The organism is Micromonospora sp. NPDC005686 (genome assembly GCF_042871665.1).
In the GTDB taxonomy this organism is placed as follows: Bacteria; Actinomycetota; Actinomycetes; order Mycobacteriales; family Micromonosporaceae; genus Micromonospora.
This window is the reverse complement of sequence record NZ_JBIAIY010000002.1, coordinates 450,064-469,135: the sequence shown is the minus strand read 5'-3', so window position 1 is coordinate 469,135 and position 19,072 is coordinate 450,064. Positions and strand designations below refer to the sequence as shown.

The window sequence follows — 19,072 nt, the reverse complement described above, 5'->3', positions numbered from 1 at the left end:
GATCTCTCGCCTTCATTGTGCTGAACGAATTCCCGGTGGCCGGGTCGCGGGGGCGCTGGGCGTGATTGCCGAGAGGAGAAGCAGTGAGGGTGCCCGGACACTTCCGGACACCCTCACCCCTTCGAGTCACCGGATCAGCGAATCTCCCGCACGGACGCGGTGGTCAGCGGCCGGCTCGGGCGGCCACCGCCGTGTCGGGGTGGTCGCTGAACACGCCGTCCAGACCCAGGTCGAGGAACAGCTCGTACTCGGACGTGATGTCACCACGCGCGTTCGGGTCGGTGCCGATGCGGAAGTCCACCGGCAGGAACTGGTTCTCGGCCCGGAACGTCCACGCGTGCACCGCGAGCTTCTGCCGGTGCGCGTCGCGGATCACCGGGGTCGGCGCGAGCAGCCGGCCGGCGGAGTCGCGGGGCACGATCAGGTTCTTGTTCAGGCCGACGCCGTCGGCGTACCGGGAGATCCAGGCCAGTCCGGCGGGCGTGGCCAGGTCCGCGTAGGTCCGCTTGTCGCCCCCCGCGACGAAGTCGTAGGGGGCGCCGGTCGCGTCCATGAGCTGCACCAGCCGCACGTCGATCATCTTGTCGAGCTTGCGCAGGTTGGCGGTCTCGAAGCTCTGCACGAACACCGGGTCGGCGCGGTGGGTGAGCCGGTTGCGGCGCAGCACCGCGACCAGCGGCTCCTCCAGCGGGCGGCCGATCGCCGCGAAGTAGCTCGGGTGCTTGGTCTCCGGGTAGACCCCGATGGTCCGGCCCCGCGCCTTCGACTCGGCCCGCGCCAGGTCGATGACCTCCTGGAACGTCGGGATCTCGAACCTGCCGTCGAACGCGGTGTTGGCGACCCGCACCTGCGGCAGGCGTTCCTTGGCCCGCAGCGTCTTCAGCTCGGCCAGCGTGAAGTCCTCGGTGAACCAGCCGGTGACAGTCACCCCGTCGATGGTCTTCGTCGCCTTGCGGGCGGCGAACTCGGTGCGGGCGGCCACGTCGGTCGTACCGGAGATCTCGTTCTCGTGCCGCGCGACGAGGACGCCGTCCTTCGTCGAGACCAGGTCCGGCTCGATGAAGTCGGCGCCCTGGCGGATGGCGAGCCGGTAGGCCTCGATGGTGTGCTCCGGGCGGTAGCCGCTCGCCCCGCGGTGGCCGATCACGATCGGCCGCTGGGGCGCGTGGGCACGCTCGGCATGGTGGTCCGGGCCGGCCTGGGCGGCCACTGCCGGCACCACCACTGCCGCCGCCGCGAGCAGCGCGCCGGCCACGCCGAGGGTGGAAAGGGTACGTCGCAACGCCGTCTCCTGTCGTCGATGGGTACGCACAGCAGACCGGGTGTGGTTGACCGCCAGTTGGTCGGTTCCTGACCTGCCGGTGAATCTCCGGACGGAAGATGACGGGGTGCGCCGCCTGCTCCGGAAGCCCGTACGGCTGGTGCCGTTGGGGTTCCTGGCGGTGATCCTGGCCGGCACGGGCCTGCTCGTGCTGCCCTGGGCAGCCAGCGAGCAGCGCTACACGCCGTTCGTCACCGCGCTGTTCACGTCCACGTCGGCGGTGTCGGTGACCGGGATGGCGGTGACCGACACGCCGAACTACTGGAACAGCTTCGGGCTCGTCATCATCACCGTGCTGACCCAGCTCGGCGGTCTGGGCATCCTGACCGGGGCGTCGCTGGTGATCCTGGCGGTCTCCCGCCAGCTCGGCCTGCGCAACCGGCTGCTGGTGCAGGCGGAGACCGCCGAGTTCGGTCTCGGCGACGTACGCCGGCTGCTGGTGCGCATCGCGGCGACCGTGTTCGCCACCGAGGCCCTGATGACGGCGGTGATCGCCGCGCGCTTGTTCCTGGCGTACGACTACCGGCCGGGCCGGGCGCTCTGGTCGGCGGTGTTCCACTCGGTCCAGGCGTTCAACAACGGCGGGTTCGCGCTCTACTCCGACGGGCTGATCGCGTTCTCCCGCGACGGTTGGGTGGCGTTGCCGCTCAGCCTCGGCGCGATCATCGGCGGGCTCGGCTTCCCGGCGCTGTTCGAGGCGGTACGCGAGTGGCGGCGGCCGGCGCGCTGGGCGGTCGCCACGAAGCTGACCGTCTGGGGCAGCCTGGTGCTGATCGTCTTCGGCGTCGCCTACCTGCTGCTGGCCGAATGGGCCAACCCGTTCACGATCGGCGCCTACGACGTGCCGGGCAAGCTGCTGGCGTCGTTCACCCAGATCGCGCTGAGCCGTACCGGCGGCTTCGACGTGATCCACGTCGGGCGGCTCACCGACGAGAGCTACCCCATGCTGATCGGACTGATGTTCATCGGCGGCGGCAGCGCCAGCACCGCCGGTGGCATCAAGGTCTCCACGTTCTTCCTGCTCGCTTTCGCCATCTGGGCCGAGCTGCGGGGCGAGCGGGACACCACGGTCGGGCGCCGCCGGGTGGCTGCGGCCAGCCAGCGGCAGGCGCTGACGGTGGCGCTGCTGAGCGTGGCGCTGGTGGCCGGCGGTACGGTCGGCCTGATCGCGATGACCTCGCACGTGTCGTTCTCGGCCGCGCTGTTCGAGGTCACCTCCGCGTTCAGCACCACCGGCCTGACCGTCGGGGTGGCCGGGCAGCTCTCCCCACCGGGCCAGTACGTGCTGACCGCGCTCATGTACATCGGCCGGGTCGGGCCGCTCACCCTCGGCTCCGCCATCGCGTTGAACACCCGTCGGCGGCTGTACCGCTATCCGCAGGAGCAACCCATTGTCGGCTAGGCATCCGGACGAGACGGGCATCGCGGTGATCGGCCTGGGCCGGTTCGGCTCGCGCCTGGCGAACTCCCTGTCACGCCTCGGTCACGAGGTGCTGGCGGTCGACCGTGACCCGGCCCGGGTCCAGCACTGGTCGTCCGACCTCGACCGGGTGGTGCAGGCGGACAGCACCGAGGAGGCGGTGCTGCGCCAGCTCGGAATGGCGGACTTCCGCCGGGTCGTGGTCGCGATCGGCGCGTCGCTGGAGGCGAGCGTGCTCACCGTGCTGGCCCTGGCGGAGTTGGGCATCGAGCAGATCTGGGCGCGGGCCGTCTCGGAGAAGCACGTCAAGATCCTGCACTCGGTCGGCGCGCACCATGTGGTCTTCCCCGAGGCGGAGACCGGGGAGCGGGTGGCACACCTGATCGTCAGCCGGATGCTCGACTTCATCGAGTTCGACGACGACTTCGCCATCGCCAAGATCAAGGTGCCCGCGCCGCTGGTCGGGCGCTCACTGCGCGACATCGCCCCGCAGGACCGGTACGGCGTGATGGTGGTGGGCGCGAAGCAGTCCGGGGAGCCGTTCCGGTACGCCGGGCCGGACACGATGCTGGAGTCGGACAGCGTGCTCATCGTGGAGGGCGGCATCATCCAGGTGCAGCGCTTCTCCGCGCTGAGCTGACGGCTTCGCCCACCTGGCAGTCAGCCCTTCTTCGGGCCCTTGCCCTTGCCGTGCCCACCCCCCTTCGGCCGGTCTACCTTGCTTTTCCCTTGGGGCCCTCCTTGCCCCTGGGCTTCGGCGCGGCCTTGGGCTTCGGTTTCGCCGGTGCCGGCTTGGCCTTCGCCGGCCCACTCTTGGTGGTGGTCTTGGTGGCCGGCTTGACCGGCGTCTTCACCGCCGGCGCGGTGGTCGGCGCCGAGCCGGCGATGCCGGAGACCTGCACCCCGCAGGAGCTGTCCCCGACGCGGAACTCCACGGGCAGCGTGTTGCTCCCGGTGTAGCGGCCGGCCAGCGTCAGCTTCGTCGACGCGCCGGGGGCCAGCGCCGGGTCCGCCGCCGGTGCGGCGATCGAGACGGTACGCCCCACCTGACGTGCCGTGGGCTGAGCCGTGGTGACCGTCTGCTTCCCGGGGAACGTGAAGTTCATGGTCCAGCCGCGCAGTTCCCGGTCGCTGGTGTTGGTGAGCGTCAGCTCGGCGGCGAAGTCCTTGCCGGTGTCGCGGCGCAGCGAGTAGTCGACTGCGCAGGGGATCGGCTCGGGCATGCTCATCCGCGCCTCGGTCGGCTCCACCCCGCCGCTCGCGGGGCTGCGCGACGTCAGCCCCCACAGGGTGGCGGTCACCGCGATCAAGCCGACGGCGGCCACGCCCGCCTCCACCTTGCGCCGCCGCACCACCGCCCGCCTCGTGCGGGTACGCACCACGGAGAACGGCAGCGCGTCGGTCTCCGCCGACCACGGCAGGATGGTGGTGCCGGCGTTCTCGGCGAGCGCCGGGTCCATCCGGCCGAACGCCGGTGACACCGGCACGATCGCCGCGATGCCGGCCGCCTCGGCGAGCGTACGGGCCACCTCGGCGGTGGCCGGGCGGTCCTCGGGCCGCTTGGCCAGGCACCGCTGCACCAGTGCGGCGACCGGCTCGGGCAGCCCCGGCACGGCGGGCATCGGGTCCGGGTCGCGGTACATGTGCGCGCGCAGCATCTCGGTGGTGGTGCTGGCCTGCCACGGCAGGCGGCCGGTCAGCATGCGGTAGAGCAGCAGCCCGACCGCGTACACGTCGGTGGCCGGGGAGACGTGGCCGTTGTCCAGCCGCTCCGGAGCGAGGTAGGCGGGCGTTCCGAGCAGCGCGCCGTCCGGCCCCTTGTCGCTCTCCCCCACCAGCGCCGAGATGCCGAAGTCGACGACCTTCACCCCGGTCGGGGTCAGCATCACGTTGCCCGGGGTCACGTCCCGGTGCACCACGCCCCGCGCGTGCGCGGCGGCCAGCGCCGAGGCGACCTCCGCGCCGATGGTCATGGCCTCCCGCCAGGGGAGCTGCCCGTCGCGGCCGAGCCGGCCGCTGAGCGGGCCGCCGTCGACCAGCTCCATGACGACGTACGGCACGGTCAGGCCGACCTGCACGGACTCGCCGTAGTCGTACACGTTCGTGATGTTGGGGTGGCACAGCCGCGCGGCCGCCTGCGCCTCCACCCGGATCCGGTGCCGGAACGCCTTGTCGCTGGCCAGCCGCGAGGCCAGCACCTTGACCGCCACCTGCCGGCCCAGCACCTCGTCGTAGCCGCGCCAGACGACCGACATGCCGCCCGCACCCAACTGCTCGACCAAGCGATATCGCTCGCCGAGCAGTTGTACGCCGTTCCTGACCGGTCCACCCATGGTCGGTCCTGTTGCCCGATGTGGGCTCCGGTACACCTCAACGGTCGGAATCGGTCAGGAAAGTCACCCGTTCAGGCGGTCGCCAGCAGTTGGTCCACCGGCGCGTAGTCGTCGGTGAGCACCATCGCGTCCCCGACCCATTCGGTCACCTTCGCCTCGTCCAGCAACTCGGCCGGCTCGGGCAGCAGCTTCAGCCCGGGCGGGATCGCGGCCAGCGGCAGTGGCGCGTCCGAGGCGACGATCACGAAGTTGGCGCCCTGTCTCCCGTCGATCGCGCCGGGCGGGGCGATCAGCGCGACGTGCGCGAACTCGGCCTTCACGGTGGCCAGCTCGGCGCGGATGAACCGGCCCGGCGGGTAGTCGATGACGTTCTGCACGTAGATGCCGTCCGGGCGCAGCACCCGCCGGATGTCGGCGGCCATCTCCCGGGTCGCCAGGTGCCACGGCACCACGAGGTGGCCGAACGCGTCACCGACGATGAAGTCCCGGCTGTCGGTCGGCTCGCCGCGCAGCAGCACCCGCGCGTCGCCCACCTCGGCGCGCATCAGCGGGCCGGTACGCAGGCCCAGTTCCCGGCGGTCCAGCTCGACCAGGCCGCCGTCCAGCTCGAACACCAGGTTGTCGGTGCCGGGCCGGGTCGCGGCCAGGTAGTGCGGCACGGTGAAGCCGCCACCGCCCAGGTGCAGCGCGTCCATCGGCTGCTTCGCCGGCCGCGCCGCGTCCGCGACCAGGCCGATCCACTGCGTGTACGCGTACTTCAGGTGGGTGGGCTCGTTCAGGTCGACGTACGAGTGCTCCGCCGAGTTGAGGTAGAGCGTGCGCCCCTGCGGCCACGACGGGTCCACCTCGGCCCGGGCGCAGTGGTACGCGGTCTCCACGTCGCACGGGTTCGGCGCCGCGGCCGTGAGCCCGGCGGCGGCGAGGCCGAGCAACGCCAGCGCGGCCTTGACCCGGCCCGGCGCGGACAGCTTCGCGGCACCCGCCTGCCGGCGCAGCCAGAAGCCGAGCGCCAGCCCGGTCACCCCGAGCACGGCGGCAAGCCCCAGCACGATGACGGTGCTGGACAGCGCGGCCACCAGCACGAAACCGGTGCCGAGCGTGGCGGTGATGCCGCCGAGCGTGCCGATGCCGGACAACTTGCCCACCACCTGCCCGGTCCGGCGCAGGTCGGCGAGCTGGAGTTTCACCACGAGCGGCGTGATCCCGGCCAGCAACGCGGCCGGCAGCAGGACGGTCACCGCGGTCAGCAGGAGCACCGCGCTCGCCGCGCCGCCGCGCAGCACCTCGCCGGCGTACCTGACGATCGGCAGCGTCACGGCGGTGGCGATGCCGGCCAGCACCAGCGCCGGGGCGAGCAGCGTGCGCGGGTCACGCCGGTCGGCGAGCCACCCGCCGAACCACGCCCCGTACGCGATGGCGGCGAGCGCCATGCCGATCACCGAGCTGGTCACCTGGAGGGTCACCCCGACGTACGGGCCGACCAGGCGCAACGAGACGGTCTCCAGCACCAGCACCGCGCCGCTGGAGAGGAAGACGAGGAACGCGGCGAGCCCGTTGGGCAGGGCCCGGGGCGGAACCGGGGCGCCGGCCGCCGGTTGCGCGACGACGTCGGACGATGTGCTGCTCACCGTGGCGATGCTACGCAGCGGTCGCGGCAGGCTGGTCAGTACATCGAGATGTGAACGTGGTTCGTGTGGTCCGCGGCCGGGCTGCCGCCGCCGCTGTACGCCCGCCAGCCGGTGTTCGGCATCCAGATCTGCCGATACCAGATCACGTACATGATGCCGAGCCGGTTGGCGTTGTTCTTCGCCCAGGCGGCGAGACTGTCGCCGTACGCCTTGTCGCCGCCGGTGGCGGTCTTGTCCTCGAACCCGCCGCTGGCGGCGGAGAAGTCGCAGGCCCGGCCCTTGGGGTGCTCGCCGCCGCCACCGCTGCGGTGACACGAGGCGTAGCGCTTGTAACCGGCCGCCTTGGCCTGCTGGAGCATGTGCAGCGTGCGCGGGGTGATGCAGCCGGACGCCGGCGTCGGGTCGTCCACCGAGCAGGACTCCGACGGCCACGAGCCGTCCGAGCTGCGCGGCGCGGGCTTCGCCGAGGAGGTGGTGCCGTTGAACCCGGAGCCGCTGCCGGAACTGACCTTCGCCAGCGCCACCTCGGCGTCCTTCTTCTTGCGGGCCTGCACCGCCACCTGCTTGGCCTGCTCCCGCACCTCGGCGTCGATGGCGAGCTTCGCCTCGGCCGCCTGCGCCTTCGCGTCGGCCAGCTCGCGCAGCCGCTTGCTGTCCCGCTGGGCCATCACGTCCAGCTCGGCCGCGCGCTTGAGGAAGTCGTTCGGGTCGGAGCTGGCGAGCAGCATCGACGTCGCGGTCAGCCGGCCCATCCGGTACGACTGCGCGGCCACCTCACCGGCCTGCGCGCTGAGCCCGACGAGACGCGACTCGACGTCGGCGAGCTGCGCGGCGAGCGCCTTCTGCCGGCGCTTGGAGTTCTCCAGCTTGTTCTGGGCCTCGATGTGACCCTTCGCCGCCGCCTCCAACGCCGCCCGCAGCTGCTTGCTGCCGCCCTCGTTCGGGGCGTTCGGGCTGGGTACGGCGGCGGCCGGTCCGGCGGCCACGCCGGAGCCGAGAAGCACGGCCACCGCGGCGAGCACGGCGAGCAGCGACCGCCGGACACGTCGGCCGGTAGGGCTGGTCCTGGGCACGTGATGGTCCTTCCGTCGACCGCCGGCCCCCGCACACCGAGCGGCGTCTCCGCCGGCGCCGGACGGCGGCCTGCTGGCGGAGACCGCCGGTCACGATACCGGACCGCGCCCGGGACGCCAGGCCGGCGACGGCGTACGGCGTCCGACGTCGACGCAGCGTGCCGGGCTCGTCGCGCAGCGCCGCTCAACCGCCCAGCAGGGCGGCGCTTACCTCGTCCCAGATCTCCGGGCTGGCCGCCACGAGAAGTCCCCGGCCCTCGTCGGCCGGATGGTAGTCGGTGCCGTCGAACCGGCGGGCCACGCCACCGGCCTCGCGCACCAGCAGGGCGCCGGGCGTGTGGTCCCACGGCAGGGTGCGCCAGAACAGCACGAACTGCTGCGCGCCGGTGAGGATGTCCAGGTATTCCCGGCCGGCGCAGTGCTGGCCGGGCAGCAGCTCGCCGATCCGGCGCCCGCCCTCCTCCACCTGGCGGCGGAAGTCCGGAGGCAGGAACTTCGTCGCCGCGGTGCCCCGCAGCGCGCGCACCTCGGGTTCCTCGTGCGGCGTCCACAGCGACGCCCCGTCCAGCCGGGTGCCCGCGCCGAGCCGGGCCGCCGCCATCGTGCCGTCCAGCGGGTCGTACACCCAGGACGCCACCGGTACGCCGTCGGTGAGCAGCGCCGCCATCAGCGCGAACGGGCGGCGGCCGGCGGCGAAGTTGGAGGTGCCGTCGACCGGGTCGACGAGCCACACGTCGCCGCTGCTACCCAGGTGCCGCAGCAGGTCCGGGTCCTCCGCGACGGCTTCCTCGCCCACCACCACCGAGCCGGGGCGCAGCCGCCGCAGCCCTTCGGAGATCAGCGCCTCGGCCTCGCGGTCGGCGACGGTGACCACCTCGCCCGGTGCCTTCTCGGAGATGTCGGACGCGTCGAGCCGGCGGAACAACGGCACGACGACCTTGGCCGCCGCCTCCTTCAGCAGCGCGCCGACGTCGTCCAGCAGCGGGTCAGCCACGCGGAGGCAGCTTGACCACGCTGACGAAGAACTCGTCGATCTGGCGGACCACCGAGATGAAGCGCTCGAAGTCCACCGGCTTGGTCACGTAGGCGTTGGCGTGCAACTGGTAGCTGCGCAGGATGTCCTCGTCGGCCTGCGAGGTGGTGAGCACCACCACCGGGATGCGCCGGAGCTGCTCGTCCTTCTTGATCTCCTTGAGCACCTCCCGGCCGTCGCGCCGGGGCAGGTTCAGGTCGAGCAGGATCAGGTCGGGCGTCACCGCGTCCGCGTACTGGCCCTCCTGGCGCAGGTAGGCCAGCGCCTCGGCGCCGTCGGAGACGACGGTGAGGCGGTTGCGGAGCTTGTGCTCCTCGAACGCCTCCTGGGTCATCAGCACGTCACCGGGGTCGTCCTCGACGAGCAGGACCTCGATCGGGCTCTTGCCGTCCGCGGGCGCGGTCATCCCACCGTCTCCTTCATGCCACCGTTTGTACCGTGTCGGTCCGCCTCCGCGGGCGGCTCTTCGCGTGCCTCGCCGTCCGGCTGCCGCTCGACGCCCGCCGGGTCGTCGTCGGCACCCTCGGCGGCCGGCGCCTCGGCCGGCTCCGCGGCGTCCTCCGCGTCCGGCGCGGCCTCCGCCGCCCGGGCGGCCTCGATGTCGGCCTCCAGCGCGGGCAGCGTGAACCGGATGGTCGTGCCCTCGTCGGCGTCGGTGTCCACCCAGACCCGGCCGCCGTGATACTCCACGATCTTCTTCACGATGGCCAGTCCGATGCCGGTGCCCGGGTACGCGTCCTTCGAGTGGAGCCGCTGGAAGATCACGAAGATCTTGTCGGCGAACTCCGGTTCGATCCCGATGCCGTTGTCCCGGCAACTGATCTCCCACTCGCCGTCCACCAGCCGGGCCGACACGTGCACCTTCGGCGGCACGTCGGGCCGGCGGAACTTCACCGAGTTGCTGACCAGGTTGACCAGCAGGTTGGTCAGCAGCGGCTCCTCGCCGCGGATGGTCGGCATCTCGCCCCAGGTCAGCTCCGCGTCGGCGTACTGCAACGCCGCCTCGGTCTGCCCCGCCACGTCGCCCATCACCTTGTTCAGGTCGACCTCGGTGAAACCGGTGGTCAACCGGCCGATCCGGGAGAACGCCAGCAGGTCGTTGATCAGCCGCTGCATGCGCTGCGCGCCGTCCACCGCGAACGCGATGTACTGGTCGGCCCGCTCGTCGAGCTGGCCGGCGTAGCGCCGCTGGAGGAGCTGGCAGAAGCTGGCCACCTTACGCAGCGGCTCCTGGAGGTCGTGCGAGGCGACGTACGCGAACTGCTCCAGGTCACGGTTGGACCGGGTCAGCTCCTCCGCCTGCTTCTGCAACTGGCTGTTCACCCACTCGATGCGCTCCCGCGCCTCGCGTACCTCGTCCAGCTCGCGGGCGATCTTCATGCGCATCTGGTCGATGTCCTCGGCCAGCCGGCGGAACTCCGGCGGTCCGGAGCCCTCGATGTGGTGCCGGTAGTCGCCGTCGGCCACCTCGCGTACCTGGCTGACGAGGGCGGCCAGCGGGCGGATCAGGATCCGGTCCAGCGAGAGCAGCATGACCACGCCGGCCGTCGTCACCACCAACGCGGCGATGATCAGCAGCACGACAAGCGCGTTGCTCGTCGAGTTGACCCGGTCGGCCGTCTCCTCCCGGACGGTGAGGATCTCGTCCTGGAGGGTGTTCACCGCGGACCGGATGCCGTCGAACTGCTGGCGGGTCTGGTCCGTGATCAGCGCCTGGCCGGCCTCCGGGCCGTCCCGCTCGACCGTGGTGATCACCGGCTCGGCCACCTGGGCCCGCCACTGGGCGGTCTCCCGCTCCACCACCTCCAGCGACCGGCGTACTTCCGGATAGTCGGCGGACAGATCCCGGATCGACGCGGCCAGGCTCTGCTCCCGCTGCACGCCCTGCTGGTAGGGCTCCAGGTCGGTGCGGTCACCGTTCACCGCGTACCCGCGCACCGAGGTCTCCTGGTCGAGCAGCACGCTCATCAGCTCCTGCGCCTCGACGCGCAGCGGGCCGGTCTTGAGCAGCACCGCGTCGATGTTCTCGCGGTTCTTCGCGGCGACCGCCGCCTCCGCGGCGGCAAGCCCGAGCAGCAGCACCACCACCACGCCGAGGAGCGCGACCACCCGCCGCCGCAGGGTCCACCCCTGCTGGTACGCCTTCACAGGTTCCTCCCCGTTCACCGCATCATCTTCACTCGCGCCAGCGGGGCCGGCTCAGCGCTCACCGGCCGCTGCCCCGCGTGACCAGCAGCATCGCCACGTCGTCGGCGAGCGGGCCGCCGTTTATCTGCTCGGCCCGCCCGACCAGCCAGGCGGGCAGCTCGGCCAGCGGCACCGCCCGGTTCGCCGGGTCGGCGAGCAGCCCGGTCAGACCCGGCACGTCGAGGCGTTCGTCCCCGCCGTCCACCCGGCCCTCGATCAGGCCGTCCGTATACATCAGCAGGGACCAGTCGTCGGTGTCGAACTCCAGGTCGAAGGCGATCGGGCGGCGCGGGCGTACGCCCAGCAGCAACCCGCCCTTGGCCGGCACCGGCGCGACCTTGCCGCCGCTGAGCAGCAGCGGCGGCGGGTGACCGGCGAGGCGTACGGTGGCCCGCGCCGACGCCAGGTCGAGCCGGGTGGTGGCCACCGTCGCGAAGATCTCCTGGAGGCGGCGCTCACTCATCAGCACCTGCTCCAGCGCGGGCAGCACCTCGTCGTCGGGCACCCCGGCCAGCACCAGGGCCCGCCAGGCCACGCGCAGTTCGACGCCGAGCGCGGCCTCGTCCACGCCGTGCCCGCACACGTCGCCGACGATCAGGTCGATGCGGTCCGGCTGGGTCTGCACCACGTCGTAGAAGTCGCCGCCGATCAGCGCGGCGTGCCGGCCGGGCCGGTAGAACGTGTGCACCGACACCTCGTCGGTGGTCATCAGCGGCTGCGGCAGCAGGCCCCGCTCCAGGCGGGCGGACTCGGCCTGGCGCAGCTCCACCTCGCGCAGCCGTCGGGCGTTCTCGTCGGCCCGCTTGCGCTCCACCGCGTACCGCAGGGCCCGGGTCAGCAGGACACCGTCGACCTGGCCCTTGACCAGGTAGTCCTGCGCGCCCTCGGCGACCGCGACGATGCCCAGGTGCTCGTCGGACCGGCCGGTCAGCACGCAGACCGCGGCGCCGCTCGCCATCTCCAGCACCCGGCGCAACCCGTCCAGGCCCTGCGCGTCCGGCAGACCCAGGTCGAGCAGGACGCAGTCCACGCCCATCACGCGTTGCCGTGCCTCGCTGAGACTCGTCGCGACCAGCAGGTCGATCATCGAGTTGGTCTCGGCGAGCAGCTCGCCGACCAGGAAGGCGTCGCCTTCGTCGTCCTCGACCAGCAGCACCCGCAGCCGCTCGCCCGGCGGCACGCCGCCGTGCAGCCCCGCCCCGGCCGACGGCACGTAGGCGGCACCCGACGCGCCGGCTCCCCGGAGCGGTCGGGTCACCGCCGCGAGTCGCGGGAGTTCGCTGGTGATGTCGGGCTCCTTCCGAATGCCCTGCTGATCCTGACTCAGACAACAGTCGCACACAACGCGACCGGCACCGGCGCGGCGGAGCGTGTGACCGGTCCACTCCCACAGCGGCACGGTCGACCCACGATGTTACGCGGCAACAGTTGTCGCACCGGCAGCGCACCGACCGAGGACTGCCGCCGCAGCCCTCGGGGGTGCAGGATGATCCCCACCCCCGTAGATCCACCCCGAGGAGTCCCCGTGGGCGCACCCCCCACCCGCCCCGCCGACCGCGCGTTCACCAGGCCCCGCCGCCGGCCGATCGCCGCCGTGGCCGCCCTTTTCGCACTGCTCGCCGTCGGGGCGGGCGTTCTGGTCGGCCTCTCCACCCCGGCACCGCGTCCGGCGGACGCGCCCGCGAACGAGTTCAGCGCGGCCCGGGCGTACCGGAACGTCGAGGTGATCGCCGCCGAGCCGCACGCGGCGGGCAGCGCCGCCAACGACCGGGTACGCGAACACCTGGTGGCGACGCTGCGCGGGCTGGGTCTGGAGACCGAGGTGCAGGACGCGGTGGCACCCGAGGCCGGGCAGCTGTCCGGCGCGGCGGGCGGGGCGACGCTGGCCCGGGTCCGCAATGTGGTGGCCCGGCTGGCCGGCACCGATCCGACCGGGAAGGTCTTCCTGGTCGCGCACTACGACTCGGTGCAGACCGGGCCGGGCGGCAACGACGACGCCGCCGGCACCGCCGCGATCCTGGAGGTGGCCCGGGCGCTGACCACCGGCCCGCGCCCCCGCAACGACATCGTCTTCGTGCTCACCGACGCGGAGGAGGCGTGCCTGTGCGGGGCCGCCGGATTCGCCGCCTACCACCCGCTCGCCCGCGACGGCGGGGTGGTGCTCAACCTGGAGGCGCGCGGCTCCACCGGCCCGGTGATCATGTTCGAGACGTCCCGGAACAACGCGAAGCTGGTGGAGGTCTTCGGCAAGGCCGCGCCGCACCCGGTGGGCACGTCGTTCGCGGTGGAGATCTACCGGGCGCTGCCGAACGACACCGACTTCACCGCGTTCCTGGACCGCAGGTTCGTCGGCCTGAACTCCGCGTACATCGACGGCGGGGCGATCTATCACACCCCGCTCGACGTGCCCGCCCGGGTGGACCGGGGCAGCCTCCAGATGCACGGCGACAACGCGCTCGGCCTGGCCCGCGAGTTCGGCCGTACCGACCTGGGCGACCTGCGCGCCGGCCACGACGACACCTACTTCCCGGTGCTCGGCGGGCTGGTCCGCTACTCCGGCTGGCTGACAGTGCCGCTCGCCGTGGTCGCGCTGCTCGCCGTCGGCGCGCTCGGCTGGTTCCTGCGCCGCCGGGGCCGGGCCACCGCCGGCACGCTCGCTGCCGGCTTCGGCCTGGCCCTGGTGCCGGTTGTCGTGGCACCGCTCGGCGCGTGGCTGCTCTGGGCCGCGATCACCACGATCCGCCCCGGGTACGCCGAACTGCTCGACCCGTACCGCCCGGTGGCGTACCGGCTCGCCGTGGTGGCGCTCTCCGCCGCGGTGCTGTTCTGCTGGTACGCGCTGCTGCGCCGCCGGGTCGGCCCGGCCGCGCTGGCGTTCGGCGGGCTGGCCTGGCTGGCAGTCTTCGGTGTGCTGCTCGCCGTGGCGGTGCCCGGCGGGGCGTACCTGACGACAGTGCCGGCGCTGGCCGGCGCGCTCGCCGGGTTCGCGGCGCTCGCCACCCGGCGTGACGGCCCGTGGCCGGTGGTGGCGGTGACGCTCGCCGCCGCGGTGGCGGTGGTGGTCCTGCTGCCGCCGGTGGTGCTGCTGTTCCCGGCGCTCGGCATGGGCATGGGCGCGGTAGCCGCGCTCGTCGCGGTGCTGCTCGGCCTCGCCGTACTCCCGGTGGTGGACCTGCTGCACCCCCGGGCCGGCGGCCAGCGCGGCCTGCTCGCGCTGCGCGCACGCCGGCTGGGCGCGCTGCCCGCCGGGGCCGCCGCGCTGGCGGCGGTGGTGCTCGCCGGGGTCGGCCTGGCGGTGGACCGCTTCGACGCCGCGCACCCCGTGCCGACCCACCTGATGTACGCGCTGGACGCGGGTACCGGGAAGGCGGCGTGGCTCAGCCGGGAGGAGAAGCCGCAGCCCTGGACCGACGGCTATGTCGACCGCACGATCTCGGTCGCCGACGACTTCCCGGGCCTGGGCAACGGCGAGATGCGCGCCGGACCGGCCGACGCCGCGCCCCTGCCCGCCCCGAAGCTGGACCTGCTCGACGACAGCAGTTCTGGTGACCAGCGCGTGCTGCGCGTGCGGGTGACGCCGCAGCGGCAGGTACGCCTGCTCACGCTGCACGTCGACACCACCACCGCCACCGTGCGGTCCGCCTCGGTGGCCGGGCGGGACGTGCCGGTCGAGCCGGGCGGCGGGAAGTGGGGGTTCGGCATCGTGTTCCACGCCCCGCCGCCGGAGGGTGTCGAGGTGACGCTGACGCTCGTGCCCGGCACCGGGGCCGTGTCGGTACGCGCCATGGACGCCAGCGACGGGCTGTCAGCGGTGCCCGGTTTCCGGCCCCGGCCGGCGCGCGTGGGCGTGGTCGGCTCGCACAGTTCGGAGATGCTGGCGGTGGCGCGCACGTACCCGCTCTGACCCGCCCCGGACGGCTGACCGCCCACGCGCGGGCGGTCAGCCGTCCGGGTGGTCAGCCGTCCGGGTGAGAACGGCCCGACACCGTCGGCGGCAGCCGCCGCTGCCGGACATTGGGACGTGTGAAGACGCTCGCCATCATCCTCGGGGGTGGGATCGGCGCCACCCTGCGGTACGTGCTGTGGCAGAGCTTCGCCGAGCCCACGCCGCCGCACTTCCCCTGGGTCACCTTCGGGATCAACATGGTCGGGGCGTTCGCCCTCGCCGCCGTGACGACACTCGTCGCCGCGCACCTGCTCAAGGGCCGTGGGGCAAGCCGTTCCTGTCCACCGGGCTGATCGGTGGCTTCACCACCTGGTCGCACTTCATCGTCGAGTCCGACCAGTTGATCGGCACCGGGCGTACCGGGCCGGCCATCATCTACCTGGTCGCGAGCATCATCGGCGGTGTCGCCGCCGCCGCGCTCGGCGCCCGCCTCGCCGAACTCGCGACGGGCCGTCACCCGGCCGGGCGTGCGTGATGTGGGTAGGTATCGGGGTGTTCCTGGCCGGCGGGCTCGGCGCGCTGGCCCGTGCCGGGGTCGACGCGGTGGTCAAGCCCTGGTGGGCGGCACGGGTCTCCGGGTCCGGCAAGGCGTTCCCGGCCAGCACCTTCCTCATCAACGTCTCGGGCGCGTTCGCGCTCGGCGTCGTCACCGGCTTCGCCGCGAAGCACGTCGGCGCCGGAGCGCGGGACTTCGCCACGATCGTCGGGACCGGCTTCATCGCGGCGTACACCACGTTCTCCACCGAGGAGTGGCACACGCTGGGGCTGCTGCGCAAGAGCGCCGCCGTCGAGGCGTTCAACGTGCTCGGGAGCCTGGGGGCGAGCCTGGTGCTGGCCGCGCTCGGCCTCTGGCTCGGCGAGCAGATCTGAACCATGTCGAGCACCAGCTGGTGCTCCTGGTCAAGGCTCGCCGGGTTGCCGTGGATGAGCTCCGATGGTGGTGGCCGGCGTGATGATCGCGTCGCCAGGTACCCACAAGAGGCAGCTAGGCTGCCGGTGTGCCGACCGATGTGGAGCGAGTCCGGCAGGCGCTGGCGATGTGGGAGGCTTTTCCTGTTCACCGCGAGCCGCGCCCGATCGTGCTGACAGCGATGGGCGTCAGGGCGCTCGACCGGCTGATGGCGGACACCCGGTGGCGGGCGTTGTTCGACACCCCCGGCGTTCCGGAGTCCGAGTTGCCGCCGGAGATCGCGCCGGCAGCCGTCGACTACTGCCGTGACGTGCAGAGCGGGGCACAGAGACCGTTGGCGAACATCATCCGGGCGACCGGGCCGTTCGCCACCGACCGAGGCGTCCGCGAACTCCCGGCGTGGATGATGTACCCCGACGACCGGCGATGGCCGTTCATCGCTCTGGAGCCCGACTTCGAGCGTCGGATGACGTGGCGGCCACCCGGCGTACGGGCCACTCATCACGAGGAGGCCGTGCTCGCGACCGATGGGCGCACTCTGACGTTCCGGTTCATCGGAACGCCCACGCAATATGCCGACTACCCCGACGCCTTGGTGTACGAAACGGACACGGCGGTGCTCGTCGAGCCGGTGGAGATCGCCCGCGACGGGAACGGCATTCGACTGGCCTACGCCGAAGAGCGCGAGGTGGTGGTGCGCCTGGCCGCTCCGCTCGACAACCGGGTCCTGGTCGGCATCGGGCACGGTCCCGGAACAACCACCTTCGGCTCCCCCATAACGGTGCTCACGCCGGCCTGACCGAGGTGAGCGGGTCTGAAACCGTCGTCCGTGCTGCCTAGCATCGGCGCCGTGGGATACAACGACGGCTGGCCGCCATCCGAGAGACTGGGATCGTGGACTTCTTCTGCTACCACCGCGATCGGCTCGGCTCGGCAACTCTGCGCCAGGAGCTGGTCGAGGAACACTGGTCCTACATGGACCGGTTCGCGGAGCAGATGATCGCGCGCGGCCCGACCCTCGCCGACGACGGCTCGCCGACCGGCAGCGTGCACATCCTGAGCCTGCCCGACCCCGCCGCCGCCCGGGCGTTCGCCTTCGACGAGCCCAACTACCAGGCCGGCGCGTACCGGGACGTGATGCTGCGCCGGTGGCGCAACATGCTGGGCCGCACCATGTGGGATTTTCCCGGCGGCCGCTCGGGCGGCAACCGGTACCTGGTGCTCGGCCTCGGTCCAGCGCAGAGCACAGGCCCGGTGCTTCCGCAGCGACAGGACGGGCTGATCGCGTACGGACCGCTGCTGTCCGACGACGGCGTGACGTGGCTCGGCACGGCGGCGCTGGTGCGGGCGACCGGGCCGGACGAGGCGCGCTCGGTGCTGGCCGCCGACCGGTACGCCGAGGTCGAGGTGCGCCAATGGGTGTTCGGCGGCCGCCCGGACCCGGATGCCGCCGCCTCGGCGTAGCGGAACGGGTGCACCCCGGTTGTAGGGTCGCGGGGGTGTTCGACGCGATCTCTGCCGCCGTGGTGCGGCACCGATACCGTCGGCTGGTCGCCCACCTGCACGGTACGGCCGGCTGACCTGGCTTGCAGAGGCTCTACTTCCAGCGGAAGTGCACGAACAGGCGGCCGAAGTTCTTCGAGTCCTTCTCGACCCGGTGGTAGAGCTGCTTCACGTCCTTCTGGTCGAGGAAGCGCAGCACCTTCTTCTTCAGCGCGCCCGACCCCTTGCCCGGGATGATCTCCACGAGCGTGGCCTTCTTCGCCACCGCCTCGTCCATGATCCCGCGCAGCGCACGATCGATGTCGTGGCCCTTGTTGTAGATGTCGTGGAGGTCGAGCTTGAGCTTCACGGTCCCATCCTAGGTACGCGGAAGGGCAGCCCGCCTGGGCTGCCCTTCCTCGCGGTCCGTCAACGACCGGCATGGCCCGTCAACGACCGACCTTGCCCTCCACCCGGCGCAGAGCGGTGGCGTAGTCGGTGTTCGTCGAGTACATCGCGGCCGCGATGCGCAGGTGCCGCAGCGCGTCCACCGGCCGGTTCATCCGCTCCAGCGTGCGGCCGAGCACGTGGTGCGCGTAGTGGTCGCTCGGGTCGCGGTCGACCAGCTCGCGCAGCTGCTCCTCGGCCCGGTTCAGCTGGGCCGACTGGAAGTACGCGCGGGCCAGCAGCTGCCGGACCGAGGAGTTGTCCGGCTCCGCCTCGATGATCGGTTCGAGCAGCCGGGCCGCCCCGGTCGGGTCACCCGCTTCGAAGAACATGGTCGCCCGCCGGTAATCCGCCAGAAGATCCACTCGACCCACCTCCTCGTATCGCGCCAGCCCTTGGTCCGACGCTGGCACAACACCGGCGGAACCGCGAGTGTTCCTGCGGGGTGAAAGATCAGGTGGTCGGGTCGTACCGGCCGCCGATCAGGTCCCAGGCCCGGACACCGCCCACGATTCCGGCAGTGTTCGGGACGATCACCACATCGTCCCCCATCCGGGCCACCTGCTCGGGCCGGATCAACCGGGAGTTGCCGCCGCCGAGGTACAGCCGGTCCCAGCGGAACACCGGCCGCAGGCCGTCCACCACCTGCCGGATCCGCCGCGACCAGAACGCGTCGCCCAGGCGCCGCCGTTCCGGCTCCCCCACGTACGTGTCGTAGGTGGTGTTCCACCGCACCGGCGCGTGCGACAACTCCAGGTGCGGCGCCAGCACCCCGCCGTCGAACAGCGCGCTGCCCAGCCCGGTGCCGAGCGTCAGCACCAGCTCGCAACCGGTCCCGGCGACCACACCCGCGCCGTGCACCTCGGCGTCGTTGAGCACCAGCGCCGGCACCCCGAACGCCTCGGCCAGCGCGGTGCGCGCGTCGTACCCGGACCACTCGGCCACCAGGTCCGGGTCGACGCGGCTGCGCGGCCCGGAGCGGGTCACGTAGTGCGGCGTCGCCACCACGACGCCGTGCCGGATCATGCCGGGCATGCCGACGGTGAGCCGGTCCGCCGTGGGCAGCCGGGCGCCGAGATCCAGCAGCGTCTTGACGAACAGGCCGGGCGGCAGGGGGTACGGCGTGGGCACGCGAAGCGGCCGGGAGCGCATGGTCCCGGCGGCATCCAGCACGGAGGCCTTGATCCCGCCGCCACCACAGTCGATCGCCAGTGTGGTCACCACGGCTGTGAGTCTCCCTCAGATCGGTGCCGCCGCGGGCGCGGGTCACCGTAATCCGGATGCGCCCGCCG

At 72.4% G+C, this 19,072-nt stretch carries 19 protein-coding genes; 8 read left to right on the top strand and 11 right to left on the bottom strand.

Translation table 11 applies throughout. The features are described from left to right. Positions 1-163: 163 nt before the first annotated feature. Positions 164-1,282, bottom strand: coding sequence for a glycerophosphodiester phosphodiesterase (locus ACFYON_RS06065; protein WP_357707237.1), 1,119 nt, complete (start codon positions 1,280-1,282; stop codon positions 164-166). A gap of 106 nt (positions 1,283-1,388) precedes the next feature. Here ACFYON_RS06065 and ACFYON_RS06060 point away from each other — a divergent pair, with 106 nt between their 5' ends. Together ACFYON_RS06060 and ACFYON_RS06055 are read left to right on the top strand one after the other, a co-directional pair. After that, positions 1,389-2,723: a potassium transporter TrkG gene (locus ACFYON_RS06060; protein WP_355093530.1), complete on the top strand. Its 1,335-nt coding sequence runs from the start codon at positions 1,389-1,391 to the stop codon at positions 2,721-2,723. After that, entirely contained in the window at positions 2,713-3,381 is a 669-nt protein-coding gene (locus tag ACFYON_RS06055) for a potassium channel family protein (protein WP_387320617.1), read from the top strand. Before ACFYON_RS06060 ends, ACFYON_RS06055 begins: the two co-directional genes overlap by 11 nt. A 73-nt stretch (positions 3,382-3,454) precedes the next feature. Here ACFYON_RS06055 and ACFYON_RS06050 read toward each other — a convergent pair whose 3' ends face one another. The 7 genes from ACFYON_RS06050 to ACFYON_RS06020 form a co-directional block, all read right to left on the bottom strand. Beyond that, positions 3,455-5,074 carry a protein kinase gene (locus ACFYON_RS06050; protein ID WP_387188793.1) on the bottom strand — a complete coding sequence of 540 codons (1,620 nt, stop codon included), beginning with the start codon at positions 5,072-5,074 and terminating at the stop codon, positions 3,455-3,457. A 71-nt stretch (positions 5,075-5,145) separates the two neighbouring features. Beyond that, positions 5,146-6,702 (bottom strand): fused MFS/spermidine synthase, encoded by a 1,557-nt coding sequence (locus tag ACFYON_RS06045; protein ID WP_354874851.1) that lies wholly within the window; start codon positions 6,700-6,702, stop codon positions 5,146-5,148. Between the two features lie 35 nt (positions 6,703-6,737). After that, positions 6,738-7,775: a hypothetical protein gene (locus ACFYON_RS06040; RefSeq protein ID WP_354874849.1), complete on the bottom strand. Its 1,038-nt coding sequence runs from the start codon at positions 7,773-7,775 to the stop codon at positions 6,738-6,740. A 184-nt stretch (positions 7,776-7,959) separates the two neighbouring features. Further along, positions 7,960-8,769: an inositol monophosphatase family protein gene (locus ACFYON_RS06035; RefSeq protein WP_354874847.1), complete on the bottom strand. Its 810-nt coding sequence runs from the start codon at positions 8,767-8,769 to the stop codon at positions 7,960-7,962. Continuing rightward, positions 8,762-9,214 carry a response regulator gene (locus ACFYON_RS06030; protein WP_354874845.1) on the bottom strand — a complete coding sequence of 151 codons (453 nt, stop codon included), beginning with the start codon at positions 9,212-9,214 and terminating at the stop codon, positions 8,762-8,764. The genes ACFYON_RS06035 and ACFYON_RS06030 overlap by 8 nt, the downstream gene beginning before the upstream one ends. Then, positions 9,211-10,956, bottom strand: a complete 1,746-nt coding sequence (locus ACFYON_RS06025) for an ATP-binding protein (RefSeq protein ID WP_355047200.1) — start codon at positions 10,954-10,956, stop codon at positions 9,211-9,213. The genes ACFYON_RS06030 and ACFYON_RS06025 overlap by 4 nt, the downstream gene beginning before the upstream one ends. A 58-nt stretch (positions 10,957-11,014) precedes the next feature. Continuing rightward, positions 11,015-12,253: a fused response regulator/phosphatase gene (locus ACFYON_RS06020; protein ID WP_354874843.1), complete on the bottom strand. Its 1,239-nt coding sequence runs from the start codon at positions 12,251-12,253 to the stop codon at positions 11,015-11,017. A gap of 267 nt (positions 12,254-12,520) precedes the next feature. Here ACFYON_RS06020 and ACFYON_RS06015 point away from each other — a divergent pair, with 267 nt between their 5' ends. From ACFYON_RS06015 to ACFYON_RS05990, 6 genes are all read left to right on the top strand, one after another. Further along, positions 12,521-14,899: a M28 family peptidase gene (locus ACFYON_RS06015; RefSeq protein WP_354874841.1), complete on the top strand. Its 2,379-nt coding sequence runs from the start codon at positions 12,521-12,523 to the stop codon at positions 14,897-14,899. A 119-nt stretch (positions 14,900-15,018) separates the two neighbouring features. Continuing rightward, positions 15,019-15,234 carry a CrcB family protein gene (locus ACFYON_RS06010; protein WP_354874839.1) on the top strand — a complete coding sequence of 72 codons (216 nt, stop codon included), beginning with the start codon at positions 15,019-15,021 and terminating at the stop codon, positions 15,232-15,234. Further along, positions 15,219-15,416: a CrcB family protein gene (locus tag ACFYON_RS06005; protein ID WP_354874863.1), complete on the top strand. Its 198-nt coding sequence runs from the start codon at positions 15,219-15,221 to the stop codon at positions 15,414-15,416. The genes ACFYON_RS06010 and ACFYON_RS06005 overlap by 16 nt, the downstream gene beginning before the upstream one ends. After that, complete coding sequence (locus ACFYON_RS06000) at positions 15,416-15,811, top strand: CrcB family protein (protein ID WP_354874837.1); 396 nt, start codon at positions 15,416-15,418, stop codon at positions 15,809-15,811. The genes ACFYON_RS06005 and ACFYON_RS06000 overlap by 1 nt, the downstream gene beginning before the upstream one ends. Before the next feature lie 128 nt (positions 15,812-15,939). Next, positions 15,940-16,650 (top strand): hypothetical protein, encoded by a 711-nt coding sequence (locus ACFYON_RS05995; protein WP_354874835.1) that lies wholly within the window; start codon positions 15,940-15,942, stop codon positions 16,648-16,650. 95 nt (positions 16,651-16,745) lie between these two features. Continuing rightward, positions 16,746-17,315, top strand: coding sequence for a YciI family protein (locus ACFYON_RS05990; protein ID WP_355014789.1), 570 nt, complete (start codon positions 16,746-16,748; stop codon positions 17,313-17,315). Between the two features lie 133 nt (positions 17,316-17,448). Here ACFYON_RS05990 and ACFYON_RS05985 read toward each other — a convergent pair whose 3' ends face one another. From ACFYON_RS05985 to ACFYON_RS05975, 3 genes are all read right to left on the bottom strand, one after another. Next, on the bottom strand, positions 17,449-17,703 hold the full coding sequence (locus ACFYON_RS05985; protein WP_013288724.1) for a Smr/MutS family protein: 255 nt from the start codon (positions 17,701-17,703) through the stop codon (positions 17,449-17,451). A gap of 79 nt (positions 17,704-17,782) precedes the next feature. Next, positions 17,783-18,145, bottom strand: coding sequence for a tetratricopeptide repeat protein (locus ACFYON_RS05980; protein WP_354874826.1), 363 nt, complete (start codon positions 18,143-18,145; stop codon positions 17,783-17,785). A gap of 88 nt (positions 18,146-18,233) precedes the next feature. Then, positions 18,234-19,004, bottom strand: a complete 771-nt coding sequence (locus ACFYON_RS05975) for an ROK family protein (protein WP_354874824.1) — start codon at positions 19,002-19,004, stop codon at positions 18,234-18,236. Positions 19,005-19,072 lie beyond the last annotated feature (68 nt).